Genomic DNA, 22,259 nt, shown 5'->3' with positions numbered 1-22,259 from the left:
AAGCCTGATGGGCTTTTACCTGCTAATGAAAAAGGCGTCCCTTGCGGGCGCCTTTTTTGTGCCTGCGATTTGGCTGTCGGCCGCCCAGGCCGAGGTGTTTTGCCCCGCGCCGACTACGCTCGGCACCTTTGAGGTACAGCGCGTGGTCGATGGCGACACTGTGCGTCTCAAGGATGGTCGCAGTGTGCGGATGATCGGCGTCAATGCCCCTGAAACCGGCAAGAAAGGCCGCCCTGACGAGCCATTCGCCGTGGCTGCACGCCAACGCCTGCAAGCCTTGGTAGATGCCAGTGGCGGTCGGGTCGGGGTGGTAGCGGGCCGCGAGGGCAAGGATCGTTATGGGCGAACGCTGGCCCATCTTTATGGGGCCAACGGCGCGAACCTGGAGGCCCAACTGCTGGCCGAGGGGCTCGGGTTCCTGGTGGCGGTGGCGCCCAATGTCGATCTGGTTGCCTGCCAGCAAGCGGCCGAGCGCAGCGCGCGCGCGGCCAGGTTGGGCCTCTGGCGTCAGTCGCCCGTGCAAAAAGCCTCGCAAATCAAGCAGTCGGGCTTTGCCGTGGTCAGCGGCCGCGTAAGCAAGGTCGAACGCAATCGTGGCGGGATCTGGATCGAATTGCAGGACTCCCTGGTATTACGGGTTGCACCCAATCTTGTCGGACAATTCGATAACGCTCTGCTCGAGCGCCTTCAGGGCCAGGATATCGAGGCCCGGGGCTGGGTGCTGGACCGCTCCCGACGTGGCGGCCTGAAAAGTGGCCAGGCGCGCTGGCTTTTGCCAATAACGGATCCCGGCATGCTGCAATTGGCGCAATAAGAAAAAATTGTAGACATTTTTTATATCGATTGTGAACAGTTGTAAGCCTTGTATCCCGTGGCTCTTGGCCGAAAGTCGTAGGGTAGGGCCCTTGACACCTGTGACCGCTCAGTCTTGTGGGGACTTTGCGAGGCGAGTATCCTCGGCGATCCGTCGTCCAACAGTAAAAAGCGGAATGCCGATATGTCTGATTTGAAAACTGCCGCTCTCGAATATCATGCCCATCCTCGTCCAGGAAAGCTGAGTGTCGAGCTCACCAAAGCCACTGCTACCGCACGCGACCTGTCGCTGGCGTACAGCCCCGGTGTAGCCGAGCCCGTGCGTGAAATCGCCCGCGATCCCGAGCTGGCCTACAAATACACCGGCAAGGGCAATCTGGTTGCAGTGATTTCTGATGGCACCGCGATTCTCGGCCTGGGTAACCTCGGCCCACTGGCCTCCAAGCCAGTGATGGAAGGCAAGGGCGTACTGTTCAAGCGCTTTGCCGGCATCGATGTATTCGACATCGAAGTTGATTCCGAAAGCCCACAGGCCTTCATCGACACCGTCAAGCGCATCTCCATCACCTTCGGTGGCATCAACCTGGAAGACATCAAGGCACCTGAGTGCTTCGAAATTGAAAAGGCCCTGATCGAACAGTGCGATATCCCGGTTTTTCACGATGACCAGCACGGCACCGCGATCGTTACCGCGGCCGGCATGATCAACGCCCTGGAAATCGCTGGCAAAACCCTGTCTGACGCGAAGATCGTCTGCCTGGGCGCGGGTGCTGCCGCCATCTCCTGCATGAAGCTGATCGTGAGCATGGGCGCCCGCCTTGAAAACATCTACATGGTCGACAGCAAGGGCGTGATCCAGTCCGAGCGTACCGACCTGAACCAGTACAAGGCGATGTTTGCCCATCCGTCCTCCAAGCGCACCCTGGCTGACGCCCTCGACGGTGCTGACGTGTTCGTCGGCCTGTCCGGCCCGAACCTGCTGAGCGCCGAAGGCCTGAAGTCCATGGCGGCCAACCCGATCGTGTTCGCTTGCTCGAACCCTGATCCAGAAATCGCCCCGGAACTGGCACACGCCACCCGTAACGACGTGATCATGGCCACTGGCCGTTCGGACTACCCGAACCAGGTCAACAACGTACTGGGCTTCCCGTTCATCTTCCGTGGTGCCCTGGACGTTCGCGCCAAGCGCATCAACGAAGAGATGAAAGTGGCTGCCGCCAATGCCCTGCGTGAACTGGCCAAGCTGCCAGTACCTCAGGACGTGTGCGACGCCTACGGTGGCGCCAAGCTGGAATTCGGCCGTGAGTACATCATTCCCAAACCAATGGATAAGCGCCTGATCACCTTGATCTCCGATGCCGTGGCCAAGGCCGCCATCGAGACCGGCGTGGCTACCCTGCCGTATCCGAAGAACTACCCGCTCAAAAGCGTGGATGATGTGTTCAACGTCTAAACCGTTGTAGCGCACCAACAAAAAGCCCCGGCTCTTGCGAGTCGGGGCTTTTTTGTGGCTGTGCACAACAGGGGCGTGCATATAACCCCTTGTGGGAGCGGGCTGTGTTAATCAGAACAGATCGATCGGCGCCGACTCATCCGCCGGCAACGGGCTGCCCGGTGCCACGCCATTGCCCAGTTCATTCATCGATGGCGGCGTGTCTTCGCTCTTGAACAGTTCGAAGTACGCATTCGGCGTGCCTGGTGCGGCGGCGCGGCCGCTGATCGGGTCGATACGCAGGCTGAGGATGCCTTCCGGCTCCGCCTGGGTGTGGGCCGGCTTGTCCTTGAGAGCACCGGCCATGTAGCTCATCCAGATCGGCAGCGCGACAGTGCCACCGTATTCGCGGCGACCGAGGCTTTCCGGCTGGTCGTAGCCCGTCCACACGGTGGTGATGTAGTCAGCGTTGTAACCGGAGAACCACGCATCCTTGGATTCGTTGGTGGTACCGGTCTTGCCCGCGAGGTCCGTGCGGCCCAGGGCCAGGGCTCGGCGGCCGGTGCCGCGCTTGATCACGTCCTGCAGCATGCTGGTGAGGATATAGGTGGTACGGCCATCAACCACGCGCTCGGCCACTGCCGGTGTTTGTGGGGCAGGTACTGCGTCGGTTGGTGCGGCGCCAGGCGTCGGCTCGATGGTGATACCGCCGTTGGCCGGTGCGGCCAGGCCATCACTTGCGGCAACGCCGTTGGGCACGCTCGGCGGGTTGGCGACAAACAGCGTGTCGCCGTTGCGGCTCTCGATCTTGTCGATCAGGTACGGCGTGACCTTGTAGCCGCCGTTGGCAAGCACACTCCAGCCGGTGGCGATCTCCATTGGCGTGAGGGTCGCGGTGCCCAGGGCCAGCGACAGGTTGGGCGGCAGGTCCTGTTTATTGAAGCCAAAGCGGGTCATGTAATCGATGGTCTTGCCCACGCCCATCGCTTGCAGCAAGCGGATCGACACCAGGTTGCGCGATTTGTACAGCGCTTCGCGCACGCGGATCGGGCCGAGGAAGGTGTTGGTGTCGTTCTTCGGACGCCAGACCTTGTCCAGGTACTCGTCGACAAACACGATAGGTGCGTCGTTGACCAGGCTGGCGGCGGTGTAGCCATTATCCAGCGCAGCACTGTAGACAAAAGGCTTGAAGCTGGAGCCTGGCTGGCGTTTGGCCTGCATGGCGCGGTTGTAGTTGCTTTGCTCGAAGGCAAAACCGCCGACCAGGGCACGGATTGCGCCGTTCTGTGGGTCCAGGGATACCAGCGCGCCCTGGGCGACCGGGACCTGGCTGAACTTCAGGCTGTCATCCTTCTGGCGCTGCACGCGGATCAGGTCGCCGACCTGGGCCACATCCGACGGCTGCTTGGGCATTGGTCCCATGCTGTTGGTGTTCAGGAAGGGGCGGGCCCACTTCATGCTGTCCCACGCCACATGTTCTTCGCCGCTGCGGGTCAGCACCTGCACGCCGTCTTTTTTCACCTGGGTGACAATGGCTGGATCAAGGCCGCTGATCGAGCGCTGCTTGCCCAGTTCGACCGTCCAGGCGCTCAGGGTCTTGCCAGGCAGGCGCGATTCCGGCCCGCGGTAGCCATGGCGCTGGTCGTAGGTGATCAGCCCTTCATGCACGGCGTTGTTGGCGATTTCCTGCAAATTGCTCGGAATAGTCGTGGTGACGCGGAAACCTTCGGTGTAGGCGTCGCTGCCATAGCGGCCGACCATTTCGGCGCGGGCCATCTCGGCGATATACGGTGCGCTGACTTCTGGCGTCGGTACGTGGTAGCTGGCGTTCAGCGGCTCGGCTACCGCGGTTTCATAGGCGTTCTGGTCGATCTTGCCCAGCTTGTACATGCGGCCCAGGATCCAGTCGCGACGTTCCTTGCTGCGGGCTGGATTGGCCAGCGGGTTGAAGCGCGAAGGCGCCTTGGGCAGGCCGGCAATCATTGCCATTTGTGCAAGGCTGGCATCACGAATCGACTTGCCGTAGTACACCTGGGATGCCGCCTCGATCCCGTAGGCACGGTTGCCCAGGTAGATCTTGTTGACGTACAGCTCCAGGATTTCATCCTTGGTCAACTGACGTTCAATCTGCAGCGCCAGGAGGATTTCCGTGGCCTTGCGCGAGAAGCTGCGCTCGCTGGTGAGGAAGAAGTTCTTCGCCACCTGCATGGTGATGGTGCTGCCGCCCGACTGAATGTGTCCGCTTTTTACCAACTGCGTAGTTGCACGCACCAGGCTGCTGGGGTCCACGCCATAGTGGTTGGCAAAATTATCGTCTTCGGCCGATAGCAGGGCGTTGATGAAATTGGGTGGAATATCGGCGAAACGGATCGGGGTGCGGCGCATTTCGCCGAACTCCGCGATCAGTTTTTCATCGCTGCTGTAGACCCGCAAAGGAATCTGCAACTGGATACTTCTAAGGGTCTCTACCGAGGGCAATCCCGGGCTAAGGTAGAGATAGGCGCCGCTGAACACGAGCAGCAGCCCGCAAACGATCGCAACGAAGGAGTACCCGAAAAACTTCAGCAGACGAATCAAGGCTTTTGGATTTCCAGAGAAAAGAATGAGTTAGTCGTCGGGATGGGCATGCCGACCCGACCTGCAGATAAAAAGCGGGAAAAAACGCTGGGCATTAAAGCATTTTTCGCCTCGGGGCGTCATGGGCGCCACTCAACCGAGCCGACCGAATGCATCAAACCCGGAACCGACCAGCCCTGAGACAGGCAAAGCTTTAGGGAGTTTTATGAAAAAGGGATTTTTCAGGCGAAAAGCCGATACCGTACTGGGTGTGGACATCCAGGATAGCGGCGTCAAGGTACTGGAGCTGGCCCGCGCTGGCGATGGCTATGCAGTGCACGCGTATGCGAGCCAGCCTTTGCCGGGCCATGCGGTGGTCGACAGTAATATCGTTGATCTGGAGGTTGTCGCGCAGACCATTTCCAAGGCATTGTTCCGCGCGCAGATCCATCTCACGCATGCGGCAGTTGCCGTGGCGGGACCTGCGGTGATCAGCCGGGTGGTTGCGCTGGAGGCGGGGCTTGAGCCCGATGAGATGGAGCAGCGGCTGCGCTGCGAAGCCGACCAGTACATTCCTTATCCGCTGGATGAGGTAGCCATTGATTTTCAGGTCCAGGGCCCGTCGGGTCGTGAACCCGGTTATGTTGATGTACTGCTTGTGGCGTGCCTCAAGGAGCAGGTGGAAGCGCGCGAAGCGGTATTGGCCCTGGCCGGCCTGGTTGCGCGAGTGGTGGATGTAGAGGCGTTTGCCCAGGCGCGGATGACCGAGCAAGTGGTCGCGCGGATAGTGCCGGGGAGTGGGATCAATAGTGCACAATGGGCTGCCGATGCCCAGGGATTGCGGGTCGCCTGCGGTTTGGCCCTCAGGAGTTTCGATTGATGACAAGAATCAACCTTTTACCCTGGCGTGAAGAGCGCGCTGAGCGCCGTCGCAAGTTTTTCCTGATTTTTCTGTTGCTGATCACCACTATTGCATTGGCCGCCGTATGGCTGGCCGACCGGGTCATCGATCGCGCGATTGATCGACAAGTGGCCCGCAACAACCACTTGAGCAAGCAAGTCACGGTATTGGACTCGCGCATCAAGACCATCGATGAACTGCGCGAACAACGCCAGCAACTGATGGAGCGGATGAAGGTGGTCGAAGACCTCCAGGGCCATCGCGCCTCGGGCCAGCAATTGTTCGAGCAGTTGGCCCGCGCGATGCCGGATGGCGTTCAATTGAGCGAGGTCAGTGTCAGCGGTACATCGGTAGAGGTCACCGGCACGGCGGTGTCCAGTGATGATGTCGCCCGGCTGATGCGCAGCCTGGAAGCTTCCAACACGTTACGTGCGCCCAATCTGCGCCATGTACGGGCCGAGGAGGGTGGCGCGGGCAGTGCCTTCCAGTTGATGGTGGACCATGGGGAGCACCAGGAGACGCAGCGGTGAACCTTTCGCCCGGCCTGCCCAGGCTGGCGATCCCGGAACTCTCCACGCTGTACCGCAACATCGCCCACTGGCCATTGGCTGGCAGACTTATGGTGGGCGCCGTGCTCGCCTTGCTGGCGCTGGTTGCGGGGGATGCTGTGTACCTGGGTGGCGCGCGCGAGGACTTGCAGCGTCAGGAGGCGGGAGAAACAGCGCTGCGCCAGCAGTTTGCGGCAAAAGCCCGGCAAGCCGCCCAGCATGAAGGGTTGGTGCGCGAGCTTGAAACCCAGCGTGCCGCTTTCAGCGAACAGTTGCGCCAGATGCCGACGCTGACGCAAATGCCCGACCTGTTGGAGGACCTCGCCCGGCTGGGGCAAGCCAGCGGGGTACTGGTCGAGCAGCTCAGTGTGCTGGACGAGCGGGTGCAACCGGTGTTCGTCGAGCGACCGATGCAACTCAAGCTGCTGGGCACCTATCACGACCTCCTGACCTTCGTCAGTGGCGTGGCCGGGTTGTCGCATATCGTTACCATGCATGACTTTGTCATTCGTCCCGTGGATCCCCAGGATGGCGCATTGCTGAGCCTGACGATGCTCGCCAAGACCTATCGATACAGCAACCTGGGAGCATTGCGATGAACCGCCTCAAGGTTGCGGGTCTGGGCCTGGCACTTCTTGCTGGATGCGACAGTGACCCGCAGTTGCAGGCGCTGAATGATGAGTTGCAACTGATTCGCCAGCAGGCAGTGCCGCTTGCTGACGAAACGCCTGTAGCAATGCCGGGGCTACGGTTTGTCGCCAGCGCGCCACCCCTGCGTGACCCTTTCCAGCCCCCTGACCAGCCGGCCAGTCGCCCCACCGGCAAGCCCGGATCTGCGCCGGACCTCGACCGCCCCCGGCAGTATCTGGAAGGGTTTTCCGTGGATCAGTTCCAGATGGTCGGCACGCTGTCGCTTGGGGCGCAGACATTTGCCCTGCTGCGCGGCACGGCAGGTGTTCATCGCCTGGCGGTGGGGGATTACCTGGGGGGTGATCATGGGCGCGTCGTAGCGATCCATGAGGGGCAGTTGGAGTTGGTCGAGCTTTTTCCCGATGGTGAGGGTGCCTGGCTTGAGCGCCCGCGCACCTTGGTGCTGAACGTGAACTCATAACGGAAGCAAGAAAATGAAAAGGATTATTTCGTCCTTCGGTGTGGCGCTATGGATAGCGTTCACAGCACCGATGACTGAGGCCGTGCCCAAGCGGATCGACCTGATTCAGTTGCCACCTCCCGGCGCTTCGCCCGTGAATGCCGGGCGTGGCGCGTATAGCGGCGACAAGCTCTCCCTCAACTTCCAGGACATCGAGGTGCGCGCCGTCCTGCAGCAGATTGCCGACGTCGCCGGCCTCAACCTGGTGGCCGGCGATGATGTGCAGGGCTCGATTACCTTGCGCCTCAAGGACGTGCCGTGGGACCAGGCCCTGGACCTGGTGCTGCAAGCCAAAGGTCTGGACAAGCGGGTGACGGCCAATGTGCTGTTGGTGGCGCCGGCCGAAGAGTTGGCTGCGCGCGAGCTGCTGGCCCTGGAAACGCGCAAATTGATGACCGAGCTGACGCCACTGCGGCGGGAGCTGCTGCAAGTCAATTACGCCAAGGCGTCTGAGCTGGCCAAGCTGTTCCAGTCAATGGCCGGGCCTGAAGGGGCGGCCGATGAGCGTGGCTCCGTGGCGGTGGATGACCGAACCAACCACATCATCGCCTACCAGACGGGGGAGCGCCTGGCCGAGTTACGGCGCATCGTCGCGCAGCTGGATGTTCCGGTGCGCCAGGTGATGATCGAGGCGCGGATAGTCGAGGCCAATGTCGACTATGACAAAAGCGTCGGCGTGCGTTGGGGCGGGTTGCTGCGCAACAAGGGTAATTGGAGTGGTGGCGGGGTCGATAAAAACCCGCCAGGTGAGGGCGAGTCTCCCGATAGCTCGCCGTTCGTTGACCTTGGAGTGGTCAACGCGAGCTCCGGCCTGGGCATTGCGTTTATCACCGATAACGTGCTGCTGGACCTGGAACTCACCGCCATGGAAAAAGGTGGCAATGGCGAGGTGATTTCCCAGCCCAAGGTGGTCACTTCCGACAAGGAGACTGCGCGGATTCTCAAGGGCACCGAGATCCCTTACCAGGAGTCCACGTCCGAGGGGGCGACCTCGGTTTCGTTCAAGGAGGCTTCGCTGTCCCTGGAAGTGACGCCGCAAATCACCCCGGATAGCCAGGTCATCATGGAGGTCCGGGTGACCAAGGATGAGCCGGACTACCTGAACAAACTCAATGATGTGCCGCCGGTCAAGAAGAACGAAGTCAACGCCAAGGTCCAGGTCAAGGACGGCGAGACCATCGTCCTGGGTGGGGTTTTCTCTAAAAACCAGAGCAAGGTGGTAGATAAAGTGCCATTTTTGGGCGATGTGCCGTATCTTGGCCGCCTTTTCCGGCGTGATGTCGTTGCCCAAAGAAAATCCGAGCTGCTGGTATTCCTGACTCCGCGTATTATGAATAACCAGGCGATTGCTGTGAGTCGTTGATTCTGTGCGAAATTTGATTCTTGTAGGGCCGATGGGGGCTGGAAAAAGCACCATCGGCCGTTTGCTGGCCAAAGAGCTGCGCCTGCCATTCAAAGACTCCGATAAGGAAATTGAATTGCGCACGGGCGCCAATATCCCGTGGATCTTCGATAAGGAAGGCGAACTGGGCTTTCGTGACCGCGAGCAGGCAATGATTGCCGAGCTGTGCGGCTGCGATGGCGTGGTCTTGGCCACCGGCGGCGGTGCGGTGATGCGCGAGGAAAACCGGCGGGCGCTGCGTGCCGGCGGTCGGGTGGTCTATTTGCATGCGTCGGTCGAGCAGCAAGTCGGGCGCACCGCTCGCGATCGCAACCGACCGTTGCTGCGCACCGCCAACCCTGAGAAAACCCTGCGGGACTTGCTGACGCTGCGCGACCCGCTTTATCGGGAAATCGCCGATCTGGTGGTGCAAACCGATGAACGGCCGCCACGAATGGTGGTTCTCGACATTCTGGATCGTTTGCAGCAACTGCCGCCCCGTTAAAGCCAGGGCCGAAATGCGCTATTCTCGGCAGCGCGTTACAGCCGTCCGAGTTGTGGCGTAGAGCCATCAGGCAGCGCTCGACCTCGACGGTGCCGACAACGTTAATACAGGGCAGGACGCCTGCTTCCATCTTCAGCGCGGGGACACATGCAGACACTTAAGGTCGATCTTGGCGAGCGTAGCTACCCGATCCATATTGGCGAAGGTTTGTTGGACCAGCCCGAGTTGCTCGCACCGCATATTGCCGGGCGACAAGTGGCGATCATCTCCAATGAGACGGTGGCGCCGCTCTACCTTGAGCGTCTGAGTCGCAGCCTTGCGGCGTATTCGGTGATCTCGGTGATTCTTCCCGACGGCGAAGCGTTCAAGAACTGGGAAACCCTGCAACTGATCTTTGACGGGCTGCTGACCGCGCGCCACGACCGGCGTACTACAGTGGTGGCCCTTGGCGGCGGTGTGATCGGCGACATGGCCGGTTTTGCGGCCGCTTGTTACCAGCGTGGCGTGGACTTTATCCAGGTGCCGACTACCTTGCTGTCCCAGGTCGATTCGTCGGTGGGCGGCAAGACCGGGATCAACCATCCGCTGGGCAAGAACATGGTCGGTGCGTTCTACCAGCCCAATGCCGTGCTGATCGACACCGCGACGCTCAATACCCTGCCGCCTCGCGAGCTGTCGGCGGGCCTGGCGGAAGTCATCAAGTACGGGCTGATCTGTGACGAGCCGTTCCTGACCTGGCTTGAAGAACACGTCGATGCCTTGCGCAACCTGGACCAGGTGGCGCTGACTGAAGCCATCTCCCGCTCCTGCGCGGCCAAGGCGCTGGTGGTCAATGCCGACGAGCGTGAGTCTGGCGTGCGCGCCACCTTGAACCTGGGGCACACCTTCGGCCATGCGATTGAAACCCACATGGGCTATGGTGTCTGGTTGCATGGCGAGGCCGTAGCGGCTGGCACGGTGATGGCGTTGGAGATGTCGCAACGTCTGGGCTGGATCACGGTCCAAGAGCGTGACCGTGGTATTCGCCTGTTCCAGCGCGCCGGATTGCCGGTCATTCCTCCCGAGGAAATGACCGAGGCTGATTTCCTTGAACATATGGCAATAGACAAGAAAGTGATCGATGGTCGTTTGCGTCTGGTGCTGTTGCGCCGAATGGGCGAAGCGGTAGTGACCGACGATTATCCGAAAGAGATTCTACAGGCCACGCTGGGAGCGGATTACCGCGCCCTGGCCCAGCTGAAAGGTTAACCAGATCCCGATGACTAGTTTGCATGCCGACGAGGCTTTCCTCGGCCATTACCAGTTGAGCCACGACCCTTTTGCACCACGGGTCCCCGGTTTCAAGTTTTTCCCTGCACAACGCAAGCCTGTGTTGGGGCAGTTGCACCACCTGGCGCGCTACAGCCAGTTGCTATTGGTGGTCACAGGCCCCTTGGGCAGCGGCAAGACGCTGCTGCGCCAGGCCCTGGTAGCCAGCACCAACAAGCAATCGGTGCAGAGCGTGGTGGTTTCCGCCCGTGGTGCCGGCGATGCGGCAGGCGTGTTGCGCCAGGTTGCCCAGGCGCTGGATGTGGCCAATGCCGAGCCGACCGCGATTCTCAAGCAAGTGGTGCAACTGGGTTTGACCGGCCAGGAAGTCTACCTGCTGGTGGACGATGCCGAGCAGCTCGACGAATCCGCGCTGGAGGCCTTGCTGGCCCTGGCGGCCGGTACGCCGGAAGGTCGTCCCCATGTGTTCCTGTTCGGTGAGGCGTCGCTGATTGCCGACCTGGAGCAGCTCAGTGGCGAGCAAGAGCTGTTCCACGTCATCGAATTGCAGCCCTACGAAGAAGAGGAAACCCGTGAGTACTTGGCCCAGCGCCTTGAAGGTGCGGGTCAGGGCATCGAACTTTTCTCCGCCCAGCAGATCTCTGATATTCACGAAAGCTCCGACGGCTGGCCTGGCACCATCAACCAGGTGGCCCGGGATGCGATGATCGAAGCCATGATTGCCAGCCGCTCAGCGGTTAAGCGTCCAAAGATGGGGTTCACCATGCCGAAGAAACACGTACTGGCGATTTCTGCTGTTGTCGTGGTTGCCGTTGCCGCCGCCTGGTTGATTCCAGGCCGCAGCAAGGCACCGACCGCTCCAGGCGCGCCTACCGAGCAGGCACAGTTGCCACTGGGCAAGCCCACCACCAACGGCGCACCTGCCGTTGAGTTCGCCGGTTCTGGCCAGCCTACCAACCTGCCGATGGTCGGCCAGCCGGTCATGCGTGGCCCGTTGGCAGAAGAAGCAGGTGGTATCACCGAAGGCGATGATGGCGTACCGGTAGAAGGCTCCAGCGCCACGCCTCCGACCGTCACCACCGTGGCTCCACCACCTGGCGCAACCGCAAGCCCTGCACCTGTCCCGGCGGCCAAGCCAACGCCTGCGCCGACTCAGGTCGCTACCGCCAAGCCAGTCCCGGCACCAGTGGTCAAGCCAGCGCCAGCCCCTGTGGCCAAGCCAGCTCCCGCCGTCAAACCTGCGGAAAAACCGGTCACCGTGGCCAAGGCCGCTGCCGGCAGCGGCTGGTACGGCAGCCAGCCAGCCAAGAACTACGTGGTGCAGATCCTCGGCACCAGCTCTGAAGCCAACGCCCAGGCGTTCGTGAAAGAGCAGGGCGGCGAGTACCGTTATTTCAAGAAAGTGCTCAACGGCAAGCCTCTCTACGTGATCACCTACGGCAGTTTCCCGAGCCGCGCGGCAGCCGACTCCGCTATCAAGGCCTTGCCAGCGAAGGTCCAGGCTGGTAAACCTTGGCCTCGCACTGTTGCCAGCGTTCAACAAGAACTCGCAACAACTCGCTGAAGATCCGGCGACCTTACCCAGGTCGCCCTCCCAGCACCTCAAAAAACAACAAAGCGTGCAGCCCTGAAGGCCGCGCGCTTTGTGGTGTCTGCGTTACAGTAGCTTTTGAGTAGTAGCAGTCAGAATTAAAAAAGTTTTGACTAGCACAGCATATCGCTTTAAACCTTTCATAAATGCGACATAGATTTGCGACAGTTCGTCGCCAAATTTGTGGGCGTCTGTGTCGGTGTGTACAATGACCTCCCTTTTGCCCCCGCTAAGCCGGCGTACGTTCGGCGTGGAAGGTAACCGGTTGAATTGAAAAGAAATTTGCCTCGAAATAAGAGGCAGCCTGGTGAGAAAGTGTCTATGAAAGCAGGTCTGTACCAACCCGATGAATTCAAGGATAACTGTGGTTTCGGCCTGATTGCCCATATGCAGGGCGAACCCAGTCATACCCTTTTGCAAACGGCCATCGAGGCCCTGACCTGCATGACCCACCGCGGTGGGATCAACGCTGACGGCAAGACCGGTGACGGTTGCGGCTTGCTGATTCAAAAGCCTGACCAGTTCCTGCGCGCAATCGCCAAGGAAACCTTCGGCGCCGATTTGCCCAAGCAATACGCGGTGGGCATGGTGTTCTTCAATCAGGACCCGGTAAAAGCCGAGGCCGCTCGCGAGAACATGAACCGCGAGATCCTGGCCGCTGGCCTGCAGTTGGTCGGCTGGCGCAAAGTGCCGATCGATACCAGCGTACTCGGCCGCCTGGCCCATGAGCGCCTGCCGCAGATCGAACAAGTGTTCATCGCAGGCGATGGCCTGAGCGACCAGGACATGGCGATCAAGCTGTTCACCTCCCGTCGCCGCTCGTCCGTGGCCAACGCCCTGGATAGCGACCACTACATCTGCAGCTTTTCCCACAAGACCATCATTTATAAAGGCCTGATGATGCCGGCGGACTTGACCGCCTTCTATCCAGACCTGAGCGATGAGCGCCTGCAAACCGCGATCTGCGTGTTCCACCAGCGCTTTTCCACCAACACTCTGCCGAAATGGCCGCTGGCCCAGCCATTCCGCTTCCTCGCCCACAACGGCGAGATCAACACCATCACCGGCAACCGCAACTGGGCCGTGGCCCGTCGCACCAAGTTCGCCAACGATTTGATGGACCTCGAAGAACTCGGCCCGCTGGTCAACCGCGTGGGTTCCGACTCTTCAAGCATGGACAACATGCTGGAACTGATGGTCACCGGTGGCATCGACCTGTTCCGTGGCGTGCGCATGATCATTCCGCCAGCGTGGCAGAACGTCGAGACCATGGACCCGGACCTGCGGGCGTTCTATGAGTACAACTCGATGCACATGGAGCCGTGGGACGGCCCGGCCGGCGTGGTCATGACCGATGGTCGCTACGCGGTGTGCCTGCTCGACCGCAACGGCCTGCGCCCAGCGCGTTGGGTGACCACCACCAACGGCTTCATCACCCTGGCCTCGGAAGTCGGCGTGTGGAACTACCAGCCTGAAGACGTGATCGCCAAAGGCCGCGTGGGCCCTGGGCAGATCCTTGCCGTGGACACCGAAACCGGGCAGATCCTCGACACCGATGCCATCGACAACCGCTTGAAGTCGCGTCACCCCTACAAGCAATGGCTGCGCAAGAACGCCCTGCGCATCCAGGCGACCATGGAAGACAACGACCATGGCTCGGCTTTCTATGACGTCGACCAGCTCAAGCAGTACATGAAGATGTACCAGGTCACGTTTGAAGAGCGTGATCAGGTACTGCGCCCCCTCGGCGAGCAAGGCTACGAAGCCGTCGGCTCCATGGGTGACGACACGCCAATGGCCGTGTTGTCCCAGCGCGTGCGCACGCCATACGACTACTTCCGCCAGCAGTTCGCCCAGGTGACCAACCCGCCGATCGACCCGCTGCGTGAAGCCATCGTGATGTCGTTGGAAGTGTGCCTCGGTGCCGAGCGCAATATCTTCCAGGAATCGCCAGAGCACGCGTCGCGCGTGATCCTCAGCTCGCCGGTCATTTCCCCGGCCAAGTGGCGCTCGTTGATGACCCTGGACCGCCCAGGCTTCGACCGGCAGATCATTGACCTGAACTACGACGAGAGCCTCGGCCTGGAAGCCGCTGTGCGCAACGTCGCCGATCAGGCAGAAGAAGCGGTGCGCGCCGGTCGCACCCAGATCGTGCTGACCGATCGCCATATCGCTCCAGGCAAGCTGCCGATCCACGCGTCCCTGGCCACCGGCGCGGTACACCACCGCCTGACCGAAAAAGGCCTGCGCTGCGACTCCAACATCCTCGTCGAAACCGCCACCGCCCGCGACCCGCATCACTTTGCGGTATTGATCGGCTTTGGCGCCTCGGCGGTGTATCCGTTCCTGGCCTACGAAGTGCTGGGCGACCTGATTCGTACCGGCGAAGTGCTGGGTGATTTGTACGAAGTATTCAAGAATTACCGCAAAGGCATCACCAAGGGCCTGCTGAAGATCCTGTCGAAGATGGGCATCTCCACCGTCACGTCCTACCGTGGCGCGCAGTTGTTCGAGGCCATCGGTCTGTCGGAGGAAGTTTGCGAACTGAGCTTCCGTGGCGTGCCAAGCCGCATCAAGGGCGCACGTTTCGTCGATATCGAAGCCGAACAGAAAGCCTTGGCGGCCGAAGCCTGGAGCGCGCGTAAGCCGATCCAGCAAGGTGGCCTGCTCAAGTTCGTACACGGTGGCGAATACCACGCCTACAACCCGGATGTGGTCAACACCCTGCAAGCCGCTGTGCAGCAGGGCGACTACGCCAAGTTCAAGGAATACACCGCGCTGGTGGATAACCGCCCGGTGTCGATGATCCGCGACCTGTTCCAGGTGAAAACCCTGGACACGCCGATGGACATTGCCGAGGTCGAGCCACTGGAGTCGATCCTCAAGCGCTTTGACTCCGCCGGTATTTCCCTGGGTGCCTTGTCACCTGAGGCCCACGAAGCCCTGGCCGAAGCCATGAACCGCCTGGGTGCGCGTTCCAACTCCGGCGAAGGCGGTGAAGACCCGGCGCGCTACGGCACGATCAAGAGCTCGAAAATCAAGCAGGTCGCCACTGGCCGTTTCGGGGTGACCCCGGAGTATCTGGTCAACGCCGAAGTGCTGCAGATCAAGGTGGCCCAGGGCGCCAAGCCCGGCGAGGGCGGCCAACTGCCAGGCGGCAAGGTCAACGGTCTGATCGCCAAGCTGCGTTACGCGGTGCCTGGCGTGACCCTGATCTCGCCGCCGCCACACCACGACATCTATTCGATTGAAGACTTGTCGCAGCTGATTTTCGACCTCAAGCAAGTCAATCCCAAGGCCCTGGTCTCGGTGAAACTGGTGGCAGAAGCCGGCGTGGGCACCATCGCTGCCGGCGTGGCCAAGGCCTATGCCGACCTGATCACCATCTCCGGCTACGATGGCGGCACTGGCGCATCGCCGCTGACTTCCATCAAGTACGCTGGTGCGCCGTGGGAGCTGGGCCTGGCCGAGACTCACCAGACCCTGCGCGGCAACGATCTGCGCGGCAAGGTCCGGGTACAGACCGACGGCGGCCTGAAAACCGGCCTCGACGTGATCAAGGCCGCAATCCTCGGTGCCGAAAGCTTCGGCTTCGGTACCGCGCCAATGATCGCCCTGGGCTGCAAATACCTGCGCATCTGCCACCTGAACAACTGCGCTACCGGTGTGGCGACGCAGAACGAGAAGCTGCGCAAGGATCACTACATCGGCACCGTCGACATGGTGGTGAATTTCTTCACCTACGTCGCCGAAGAGACCCGCGAGTGGCTGGCCAAGCTCGGCGTGCGCTCCCTGGAAGAGCTGATCGGTCGTACCGATCTGCTGGACATCCTCCAGGGCCAGACCGCCAAGCAGCACCACCTGGACCTGACGCCGCTGTTGGGCAGCGATCACATCCCGGCAGACAAGCCACAGTTTTGCCAGGTCGAGCGCAACCCACCGTTCGACAAAGGCCTGTTGGCCGAGAAAATGGTCGACATGGCCGGTTCCTCGATCAATGACGCCAGCGGTGGCGAGTTTGCCCTGGATATCTGCAACTGCGACCGTTCCATCGGCGCGCGGATTTCCGGCGAAATTGCACGCAAGCACGGCAACCAGGGCATGGCCAAGGCGCCGATCACTTTCCGCTTCAAAGGCACGGCCGGCCAGAGCTTCGGCGTGTGGAACGCCGGCGGCCTGCACATGTACCTCGAAGGCGATGCCAACGACTACGTGGGCAAGGGCATGACCGGCGGCAAGCTGGTTATCGTTCCGCCGGCCGGTAGCGTCTACAAGACCCAGGACAGTGCCATCATCGGCAACACCTGCTTGTACGGCGCCACCGGTGGCAAGCTGTTCGCCGCCGGGACCGCCGGTGAGCGTTTCGCCGTGCGTAACTCCGGTGCCCACACCGTGGTTGAAGGCACTGGCGATCACTGCTGTGAGTACATGACTGGAGGCTTTGTCGCGGTATTGGGCAAGACCGGTTACAACTTCGGTTCAGGCATGACCGGTGGTTTCGCCTACGTGCTGGACCAGGACAACACCTTCGTCGACAAGGTCAACCACGAGTTGGTCGAGATCCAGCGGATCAGCGGCGAAGCCATGGAGTCCTACCGGAACCACTTGCAGCACGTGCTGGACGAGTACGTCGAGGAGACCGGCAGCGAATGGGGTCGTAACCTCGCCGAGAACCTCGATGATTACCTGCGTCGTTTCTGGCTGGTCAAGCCCAAGGCTGCCAACCTGAAATCGTTGCTTTCCAGCATCCGTGCCAACCCGCAGTGATATGCGCCTGAAGAGTTTGATGAGGTTTTAACATGGCTGAACGTCTGAATAACGACTTCCAGTTCATCGATGTCGGGCGCAAAGATCCGAAGAAGAAACTGTTGCGTCAACGCAAGAAAGAGTTCGTGGAAATCTACGAACCCTTCAAACCCCAGCACTCGGCCGACCAGGCCCACCGCTGCCTGGGGTGCGGTAACCCGTATTGCGAATGGAAGTGCCCGGTGCACAACTTCATTCCCAACTGGCTGAAATTGGTGGCCGAGGGCAACATCCTCGCCGCCGCCGAACTGTCGCACCAGACCAACACCTTGCCGGAAGTCTGCGGCAGGGTGTGCCCGCAGGATCGTCTGTGCGAGGGTGCCTGCACCCTCAACGACGGTTTCGGCGCGGTGACCATCGGTTCGGTGGAGAAGTACATCACCGACACCGCGTTCGCCATGGGCTGGCGCCCGGACATGTCCAAGGTCAAGCCGACCGGCAAGCGTGTCGCGATCATCGGCGCAGGCCCGGCGGGCCTGGGTTGTGCCGACGTGCTGGTACGTGGCGGCGTGACCCCGGTGGTGTTCGACAAGAACCCGGAAATCGGTGGCCTGCTGACCTTCGGCATCCCCGAGTTCAAGCTGGAAAAGACCGTGCTGAGCAATCGCCGCGAAGTCTTCACCGGCATGGGCATTGAGTTTCGCCTGAACACCGAAATCGGCAAAGACGTGACCATGGAGCAGTTGCTCGAAGAATACGATGCGGTATTCATGGGCATGGGCACCTACACCTATATGAAGGGCGGCTTCGCCGGTGAGGACCTGCCGGGTGTGTATGACGCGCTCGACTTCCTGATCGCCAACGTCAACCGCAACCTGGGCTTTGAAAAATCCCCGGAAGACTTCATCGACATGAAGGGCAAGAAGGTCGTGGTGCTGGGCGGTGGCGACACCGCGATGGACTGCAACCGTACGTCGATCCGCCAGGGCGCCAAGTCGGTGACCTGTGCCTATCGTCGTGACGAAGCCAACATGCCGGGCTCGCGCAAAGAGGTGAAAAACGCCAAGGAAGAAGGCGTGAAATTCCTCTACAACCGCCAGCCGATTGCCATTGTGGGTGAAGATCGCGTCGAAGGCGTGAAGGTGGTCGAGACCCGTCTCGGCGAGCCGGACGCCCGTGGCCGCCGCAGCCCCGAGCCGATCCCGGGTTCCGAAGAGATCATCCCGGCCGACGCCGTGGTCATCGCTTTCGGCTTCCGTCCAAGCCCGGCGCCGTGGTTCGAGCAGTTCCAGATCCAGACCGACAGCCAGGGCCGCGTTGTAGCCCCGGAACAAGGCCAGTACAAGCACCAGACCAGCAACCCGAAGATCTTCGCCGGTGGCGATATGGTGCGCGGTTCGGACCTGGTAGTTACCGCGATCTTCGAAGGCCGCAACGCCGCCGAAGGCATCCTGGACTACTTGCAGGTCTAATACCGATCCCCAGCTGCAATGGGATCAAAAATGTGGGAGCGGGCTTGCTCGCGAATACGGTGTAACAGTGACTAGATATGTCCACTGACAACCCGCATTCGCGAGCAAGCCCGCTCCCACATTTGTTTTGCGGCGCTTTCATGTCCGCGACAAATTGACCCGATAGACAAAAGGCTGACCTGCAACCGTGCCTTTTGCGTCCGGCTCTGAGAAAATGCCCGCACTTTTTTTGCGGATGCCGACATGACTGCCCTCAAGAACGACCGTTTCCTTCGTGCCCTGCTCAAGCAACCTGTAGACGTCACCCCTGTGTGGATGATGCGTCAAGCCGGTCGCTACCTGCCGGAATACCGCGCCAGCCGCGCCAATGCGGGCGATTTCATGAGCCTGTGCATGAATCCGGAGTTCGCCTGCGAAGTCACGATGCAGCCGCTGGACCGCTATCCACAACTGGATGCGGCCATCCTCTTCTCCGATATCCTGACCATCCCTGACGCCATGGGCCAAGGCCTGTACTTTGAAACCGGCGAAGGCCCGCGTTTCAAGAAAGTGGTCAGCACCCTGGCCGATATCGAAGCCCTGCCGATTCCTGATCCACACAAAGACCTCGGTTATGTGATGGATGCCGTCAGCACCATCCGCCGCGAGCTCAATGGCCGCGTGCCGCTGATCGGCTTCTCTGGCAGCCCGTGGACCCTGGCCACCTACATGGTCGAAGGCGGTTCGTCGAAAGATTTCCGCAAGACCAAGGCCATGCTCTACGACAACCCACAAGCCATGCACTTGCTGCTGGACAAGCTGGCACAGTCGGTCATTTCCTACCTCAACGGCCAGATCATGGCCGGCGCGCAAGCGGTGCAGATCTTCGATACCTGGGGCGGCAACCTGTCGGCGGCGGCGTACCAGGAGTTCTCCCTGGCCTACATGCGCAAAATCGTCAGCGGCCTGATCCGCGAACACGAAGGCCGCAAAGTGCCGGTGATCATGTTCACCAAGGGCGGCGGCCTGTGGCTGGAAAGCATTGCCGACGCCGGTGCCGACGCGCTGGGCCTGGACTGGACCTGCGACCTGGGCGAAGCCCGTCGCCGTGTGGGTAACCAAGTGGCCCTGCAAGGCAACATGGACCCGACCGTGCTCTACGCCAAGCCGGAGGCGATCTGTACCGAAGTCGGTCGCATCCTCGCCAGCTACGGCAAAGGCAGTGGCCACGTGTTCAACCTCGGCCATGGCATCACCCCGGAAGTGAACCCGGAGCATGCTGGCGCGTTCCTGCGGGCGGTGCATGAGTTGTCGGCGCAGTATCACGAATAACACGCAAAACACATGTGGGAGCGGGCTTGCTCGCGAATGCGGAATGTCAGCTGATACATTCATGACTGATACACCGCTTTCGCGAGCAAGCCCGCTCCCACATTTGAAGCAACACCGTATCAGGTCTTTACGTTCCCCAGCGGCGGCAACTTTGCCAGCTTCAGCGCCACCAGCAGCGCAACGGTCAACAACGCAACGATAAACCCGCCAATCCCGTTCCACCCCGCGTAGTGCCAGAAAACCCCACCCGCCGTACCGGCAATACTCGACCCCGCGTAGTAGCTGAACAGGTACAGCGACGAGGCCTGCCCCCTGGCTTTCAGCGCACGCCGGCCAATCCAGCTGCTGGCCACCGAATGGGCGCCGAAGAAGCCGAAAGTGAAGATCAGCATGCCGATGATGATCAGCGGCAGCGAGCTGAACAGGGTCAGGGTGATGCCGGCGAGCATCAGCACGATAGTGGCCCAGAGCACCCGGCGACGGCCCAGGCGGTCGGCCAGCGAGCCGATCTTCGCTGAGCTGTAGATCCCTGACAGGTACACCACTGACAGCAGGCCGACCACCGCCTGGCTCATGTCATAAGGGGCGGCCAGCAAGCGGTAGCCGATGTAGTTGAACAGCGTGACGAAGGCGCCCATCAGTACGAAGGCTTCGAGAAACAGCCACGGCAGGCCGGCATCCTTGAAGTGCATGACAAAGCCATTGAGCAGGTTGCGCGGCTTGAGGCTGCTGGCGCGGAAGTTGCGCGACTCGGGGAGGATTTTCCAGAACACCGTCGCCGCAATCAGTGCCAGCGCGCCGATGATCAGCATTGCCGTGTGCCAACTGACGAAATCGATCAGTACGCCGGTGATCAGGCGCCCGCTCATGCCGCCAATCGCATTGCCGCCGATATACAGGCCCATGGCCAGGCCGATGTGCTGCGGATGGATCTCTTCGCTGAGGTAGGTCATGGCCACGGCCGCCAAGCCACTAAGGGACAGGCCCAGCAACGCGCGCAGCCACAGGATGCCTTCCCAGGTCGGCATCAGGCCGCTGGCGATGGTGCACACCGCCGCGCAGAACAGCGAGGTGACCATCACTGGCTTGCGCCCCAGGCGGTCGGAAATCGGCCCGGTGATCAACAGGCCAAAAGCGAGCATCGCCGTGGAGACGGAGAGGATCAGGCTGCTTTGCGCGGCATTGATGGAAAATTCGTGGGACAACGCCGGCATCATCGGCTGCACGCAATACAGCAGGGCAAAGGTGGCAAAGCCGCCGGAAAACAGTGCCAGCACCGTGCGCATGAACATCGGCGTATCTTTTTCGATGTACACATCGTTGAGCTGCGCCACCACCTCGTCGAGGGCGGTGGGTGGCAGTTCCTGGGCGAGTGGAGCGACAGCAGATTTCACGCGGGACCTCGGGGGCAAAGGCTGCCAGGGCTGGCAATGAAAAAAGAATATAGCTGGCTAATGATTCTTTCCAATATATTGTTCGACCTGTTTGATAGCTTTTACAACCTAATGAGGTTTTCATGGAATTGCGCCACTTGCGCTACTTCATCGCCGTGGCTGAAGAGTTGCATTTCGGCAGGGCGGCCCAGGTCCTGGGCATCTCCCAGCCGCCGTTGAGCCAGCAGATCCAGGCGCTGGAACAGGAAGTGGGCGCCCGCTTGTTTGAACGTACCAATCGTCGGGTTGAGCTGAGTGAGGCCGGGCGTTTGTTCCTCACAGAAGCCCGCCTGGTACTGGCCCAGGTCGACAAGGCCGCGGATGTGGCACGCCGGGCGCAGTTGGGGGAGTTGGGTGAGCTGAAGATCGGCTTCACCTCTTCGGCGCCGTTCAACTCCAGCATCCCACAGGCGATTTTCGCTTTTCGCCAGGCTTTCCCGGCGGTGCACCTGAACCTGCAAGAGATGAGCAGTACCGAGGTGGCGGGCGCGTTGGTGGACGAGTCGATCCAGGTCGGCCTGATGCGCCCGCTGCCGCTGCCGGACTCATTAAGTGTCGTGGAGCTGATGCGCGAGCCTCTGGTGGCGGTGCTGAGTGCCGGCCACCCACTGGTAGAAGGCAGCGAGCGCGGTTTGCACCTGGCCCAGTTGGCTGAAGAACCTTTTGTATTTTTCCCACGGGCCTACGGCAGTGGTCTGTACGCCCAACTGATCAACCTGGCACGCGATGCCGGTTTCAGCCCGCACTTCGCCCAGGAGGCCGGAGAGGCCATGACCATCATCGGCCTGGTGGCAGCGGGGTTGGGGGTGTCGGTGTTGCCGGCGTCGTACCAGCGCATCCGTATCGACGGCGTGGTCTATCGCACCTTGCTCGACCCTGAGGCGGTGACGGCGGTGTGGCTGGTGCAGCGTAAAGACCAGCAGTCGCCCATGGCCAAGGCGTTTGTCGAGCTGCTGACGCGCAAGGCGTTGGTGTAGCGGCATTCACATATCAGGTAATGGAACCGGTTTAGTGATTTGCCTTGGAGTTGCGCAAAATCGTTTCTTTTTCACTGAGTGACATGGATGACACTTCTCTATCAACCCAAAGACAGGAGGCGTTTTGCCACGGATTGTCCTGTCCGGCTTTTCAGGCATACTGCCCCAGTTCCC

At 60.9% G+C, this 22,259-nt stretch carries 16 protein-coding genes; 14 read left to right on the top strand and 2 right to left on the bottom strand.

Annotated elements, in window-relative coordinates:
* Positions 1 to 7: 7 nt before the first annotated feature.
* A complete protein-coding gene (locus H097_RS20945) occupies positions 8 to 814 on the top strand; it encodes a thermonuclease family protein (RefSeq protein WP_032862219.1) in 807 nt (268 codons plus the stop codon).
* 183 nt (positions 815 to 997) lie between these two features.
* On the top strand, positions 998 to 2,266 hold the full coding sequence (locus tag H097_RS20940; RefSeq protein WP_032862217.1) for a malic enzyme-like NAD(P)-binding protein: 1,269 nt from the start codon (positions 998 to 1,000) through the stop codon (positions 2,264 to 2,266).
* A gap of 111 nt (positions 2,267 to 2,377) precedes the next feature.
* Here the strand turns inward: H097_RS20940 and H097_RS20935 are convergent, their stop codons facing one another.
* A complete protein-coding gene (locus H097_RS20935) occupies positions 2,378 to 4,822 on the bottom strand; it encodes a penicillin-binding protein 1A (protein ID WP_032862215.1) in 2,445 nt (814 codons plus the stop codon).
* Between the two features lie 205 nt (positions 4,823 to 5,027).
* Between H097_RS20935 and pilM the strand changes: the two genes are divergently transcribed.
* From pilM to hemE, 11 genes are all read left to right on the top strand, one after another.
* Positions 5,028 to 5,681: a type IV pilus assembly protein PilM gene (pilM, locus tag H097_RS20930; protein ID WP_032862213.1), complete on the top strand. Its 654-nt coding sequence runs from the start codon at positions 5,028 to 5,030 to the stop codon at positions 5,679 to 5,681.
* Complete coding sequence (locus tag H097_RS20925; protein ID WP_032862211.1) at positions 5,681 to 6,232, top strand: PilN domain-containing protein; 552 nt, start codon at positions 5,681 to 5,683, stop codon at positions 6,230 to 6,232. Before pilM ends, H097_RS20925 begins: the two co-directional genes overlap by 1 nt.
* On the top strand, positions 6,229 to 6,849 hold the full coding sequence (gene pilO / locus H097_RS20920) for a type 4a pilus biogenesis protein PilO (RefSeq protein WP_032862210.1): 621 nt from the start codon (positions 6,229 to 6,231) through the stop codon (positions 6,847 to 6,849). Before H097_RS20925 ends, pilO begins: the two co-directional genes overlap by 4 nt.
* On the top strand, positions 6,846 to 7,361 hold the full coding sequence (locus H097_RS20915; protein WP_082445650.1) for a pilus assembly protein PilP: 516 nt from the start codon (positions 6,846 to 6,848) through the stop codon (positions 7,359 to 7,361). Before pilO ends, H097_RS20915 begins: the two co-directional genes overlap by 4 nt.
* A 70-nt stretch (positions 7,362 to 7,431) precedes the next feature.
* Positions 7,432 to 8,763, top strand: coding sequence for a type IV pilus secretin PilQ family protein (locus tag H097_RS20910; protein ID WP_032862208.1), 1,332 nt, complete (start codon positions 7,432 to 7,434; stop codon positions 8,761 to 8,763).
* Positions 8,764 to 8,767: 4 nt separating this feature from the next.
* Positions 8,768 to 9,286 (top strand): shikimate kinase AroK, encoded by a 519-nt coding sequence (gene aroK / locus H097_RS20905; protein ID WP_032862206.1) that lies wholly within the window; start codon positions 8,768 to 8,770, stop codon positions 9,284 to 9,286.
* 147 nt (positions 9,287 to 9,433) lie between these two features.
* Positions 9,434 to 10,534, top strand: a complete 1,101-nt coding sequence (aroB, locus tag H097_RS20900; protein WP_032862203.1) for a 3-dehydroquinate synthase — start codon at positions 9,434 to 9,436, stop codon at positions 10,532 to 10,534.
* Between the two features lie 10 nt (positions 10,535 to 10,544).
* Complete coding sequence (locus H097_RS20895) at positions 10,545 to 12,119, top strand: AAA family ATPase (protein ID WP_032862201.1); 1,575 nt, start codon at positions 10,545 to 10,547, stop codon at positions 12,117 to 12,119.
* 348 nt (positions 12,120 to 12,467) lie between these two features.
* Positions 12,468 to 16,913, top strand: coding sequence for a glutamate synthase large subunit (gene gltB, locus H097_RS20890; protein ID WP_032862199.1), 4,446 nt, complete (start codon positions 12,468 to 12,470; stop codon positions 16,911 to 16,913).
* Positions 16,914 to 16,945: 32 nt separating this feature from the next.
* Complete coding sequence (locus tag H097_RS20885) at positions 16,946 to 18,364, top strand: FAD-dependent oxidoreductase (protein WP_032862197.1); 1,419 nt, start codon at positions 16,946 to 16,948, stop codon at positions 18,362 to 18,364.
* 243 nt (positions 18,365 to 18,607) lie between these two features.
* Complete coding sequence (hemE, locus tag H097_RS20880; protein ID WP_032862195.1) at positions 18,608 to 19,675, top strand: uroporphyrinogen decarboxylase; 1,068 nt, start codon at positions 18,608 to 18,610, stop codon at positions 19,673 to 19,675.
* 119 nt (positions 19,676 to 19,794) lie between these two features.
* Here hemE and H097_RS20875 read toward each other — a convergent pair whose 3' ends face one another.
* Positions 19,795 to 21,069 carry an MFS transporter gene (locus H097_RS20875; RefSeq protein WP_032862192.1) on the bottom strand — a complete coding sequence of 425 codons (1,275 nt, stop codon included), beginning with the start codon at positions 21,067 to 21,069 and terminating at the stop codon, positions 19,795 to 19,797.
* A gap of 122 nt (positions 21,070 to 21,191) precedes the next feature.
* On the opposite strand from H097_RS20875, the gene H097_RS20870 reads away from it, so the two are divergent.
* Positions 21,192 to 22,085, top strand: a complete 894-nt coding sequence (locus tag H097_RS20870; RefSeq protein ID WP_032862190.1) for a LysR family transcriptional regulator — start codon at positions 21,192 to 21,194, stop codon at positions 22,083 to 22,085.
* The last annotated feature ends 174 nt before the right edge of the window (positions 22,086 to 22,259 follow it).

The sequence above is a fragment of the Pseudomonas sp. FH4 genome (assembly GCF_000510915.2).
Classification (GTDB): Bacteria; Pseudomonadota; Gammaproteobacteria; order Pseudomonadales; family Pseudomonadaceae; genus Aquipseudomonas; species Aquipseudomonas brenneri.
The sequence above is the reverse complement of the archived record's forward strand: the minus strand, read 5'-3'. Positions and strand labels throughout refer to the sequence as shown.

Bases quoted from the DNA above. Each gene is read 5' to 3' on its own strand.
- H097_RS20885 (WP_032862197.1), top strand. From the start codon at position 16,946: ATGGCTGAACGTCTGAATAACGACTTCCAGTTCATCGATGTCGGGCGC.
- gltB (WP_032862199.1), top strand. From the start codon at position 12,468: ATGAAAGCAGGTCTGTACCAACCCGATGAATTCAAGGATAACTGTGGT.
- aroB (WP_032862203.1), top strand. From the start codon at position 9,434: ATGCAGACACTTAAGGTCGATCTTGGCGAGCGTAGCTACCCGATCCAT.
- H097_RS20945 (WP_032862219.1), top strand. From the start codon at position 8: ATGGGCTTTTACCTGCTAATGAAAAAGGCGTCCCTTGCGGGCGCCTTT.
- H097_RS20915 (WP_082445650.1), top strand. From the start codon at position 6,846: ATGAACCGCCTCAAGGTTGCGGGTCTGGGCCTGGCACTTCTTGCTGGA.
- H097_RS20925 (WP_032862211.1), top strand. From the start codon at position 5,681: ATGACAAGAATCAACCTTTTACCCTGGCGTGAAGAGCGCGCTGAGCGC.
- H097_RS20870 (WP_032862190.1), top strand. From the start codon at position 21,192: ATGGAATTGCGCCACTTGCGCTACTTCATCGCCGTGGCTGAAGAGTTG.
- hemE (WP_032862195.1), top strand. From the start codon at position 18,608: ATGACTGCCCTCAAGAACGACCGTTTCCTTCGTGCCCTGCTCAAGCAA.
- H097_RS20895 (WP_032862201.1), top strand. From the start codon at position 10,545: ATGACTAGTTTGCATGCCGACGAGGCTTTCCTCGGCCATTACCAGTTG.
- pilM (WP_032862213.1), top strand. From the start codon at position 5,028: ATGAAAAAGGGATTTTTCAGGCGAAAAGCCGATACCGTACTGGGTGTG.
- H097_RS20940 (WP_032862217.1), top strand. From the start codon at position 998: ATGTCTGATTTGAAAACTGCCGCTCTCGAATATCATGCCCATCCTCGT.
- H097_RS20910 (WP_032862208.1), top strand. From the start codon at position 7,432: ATGACTGAGGCCGTGCCCAAGCGGATCGACCTGATTCAGTTGCCACCT.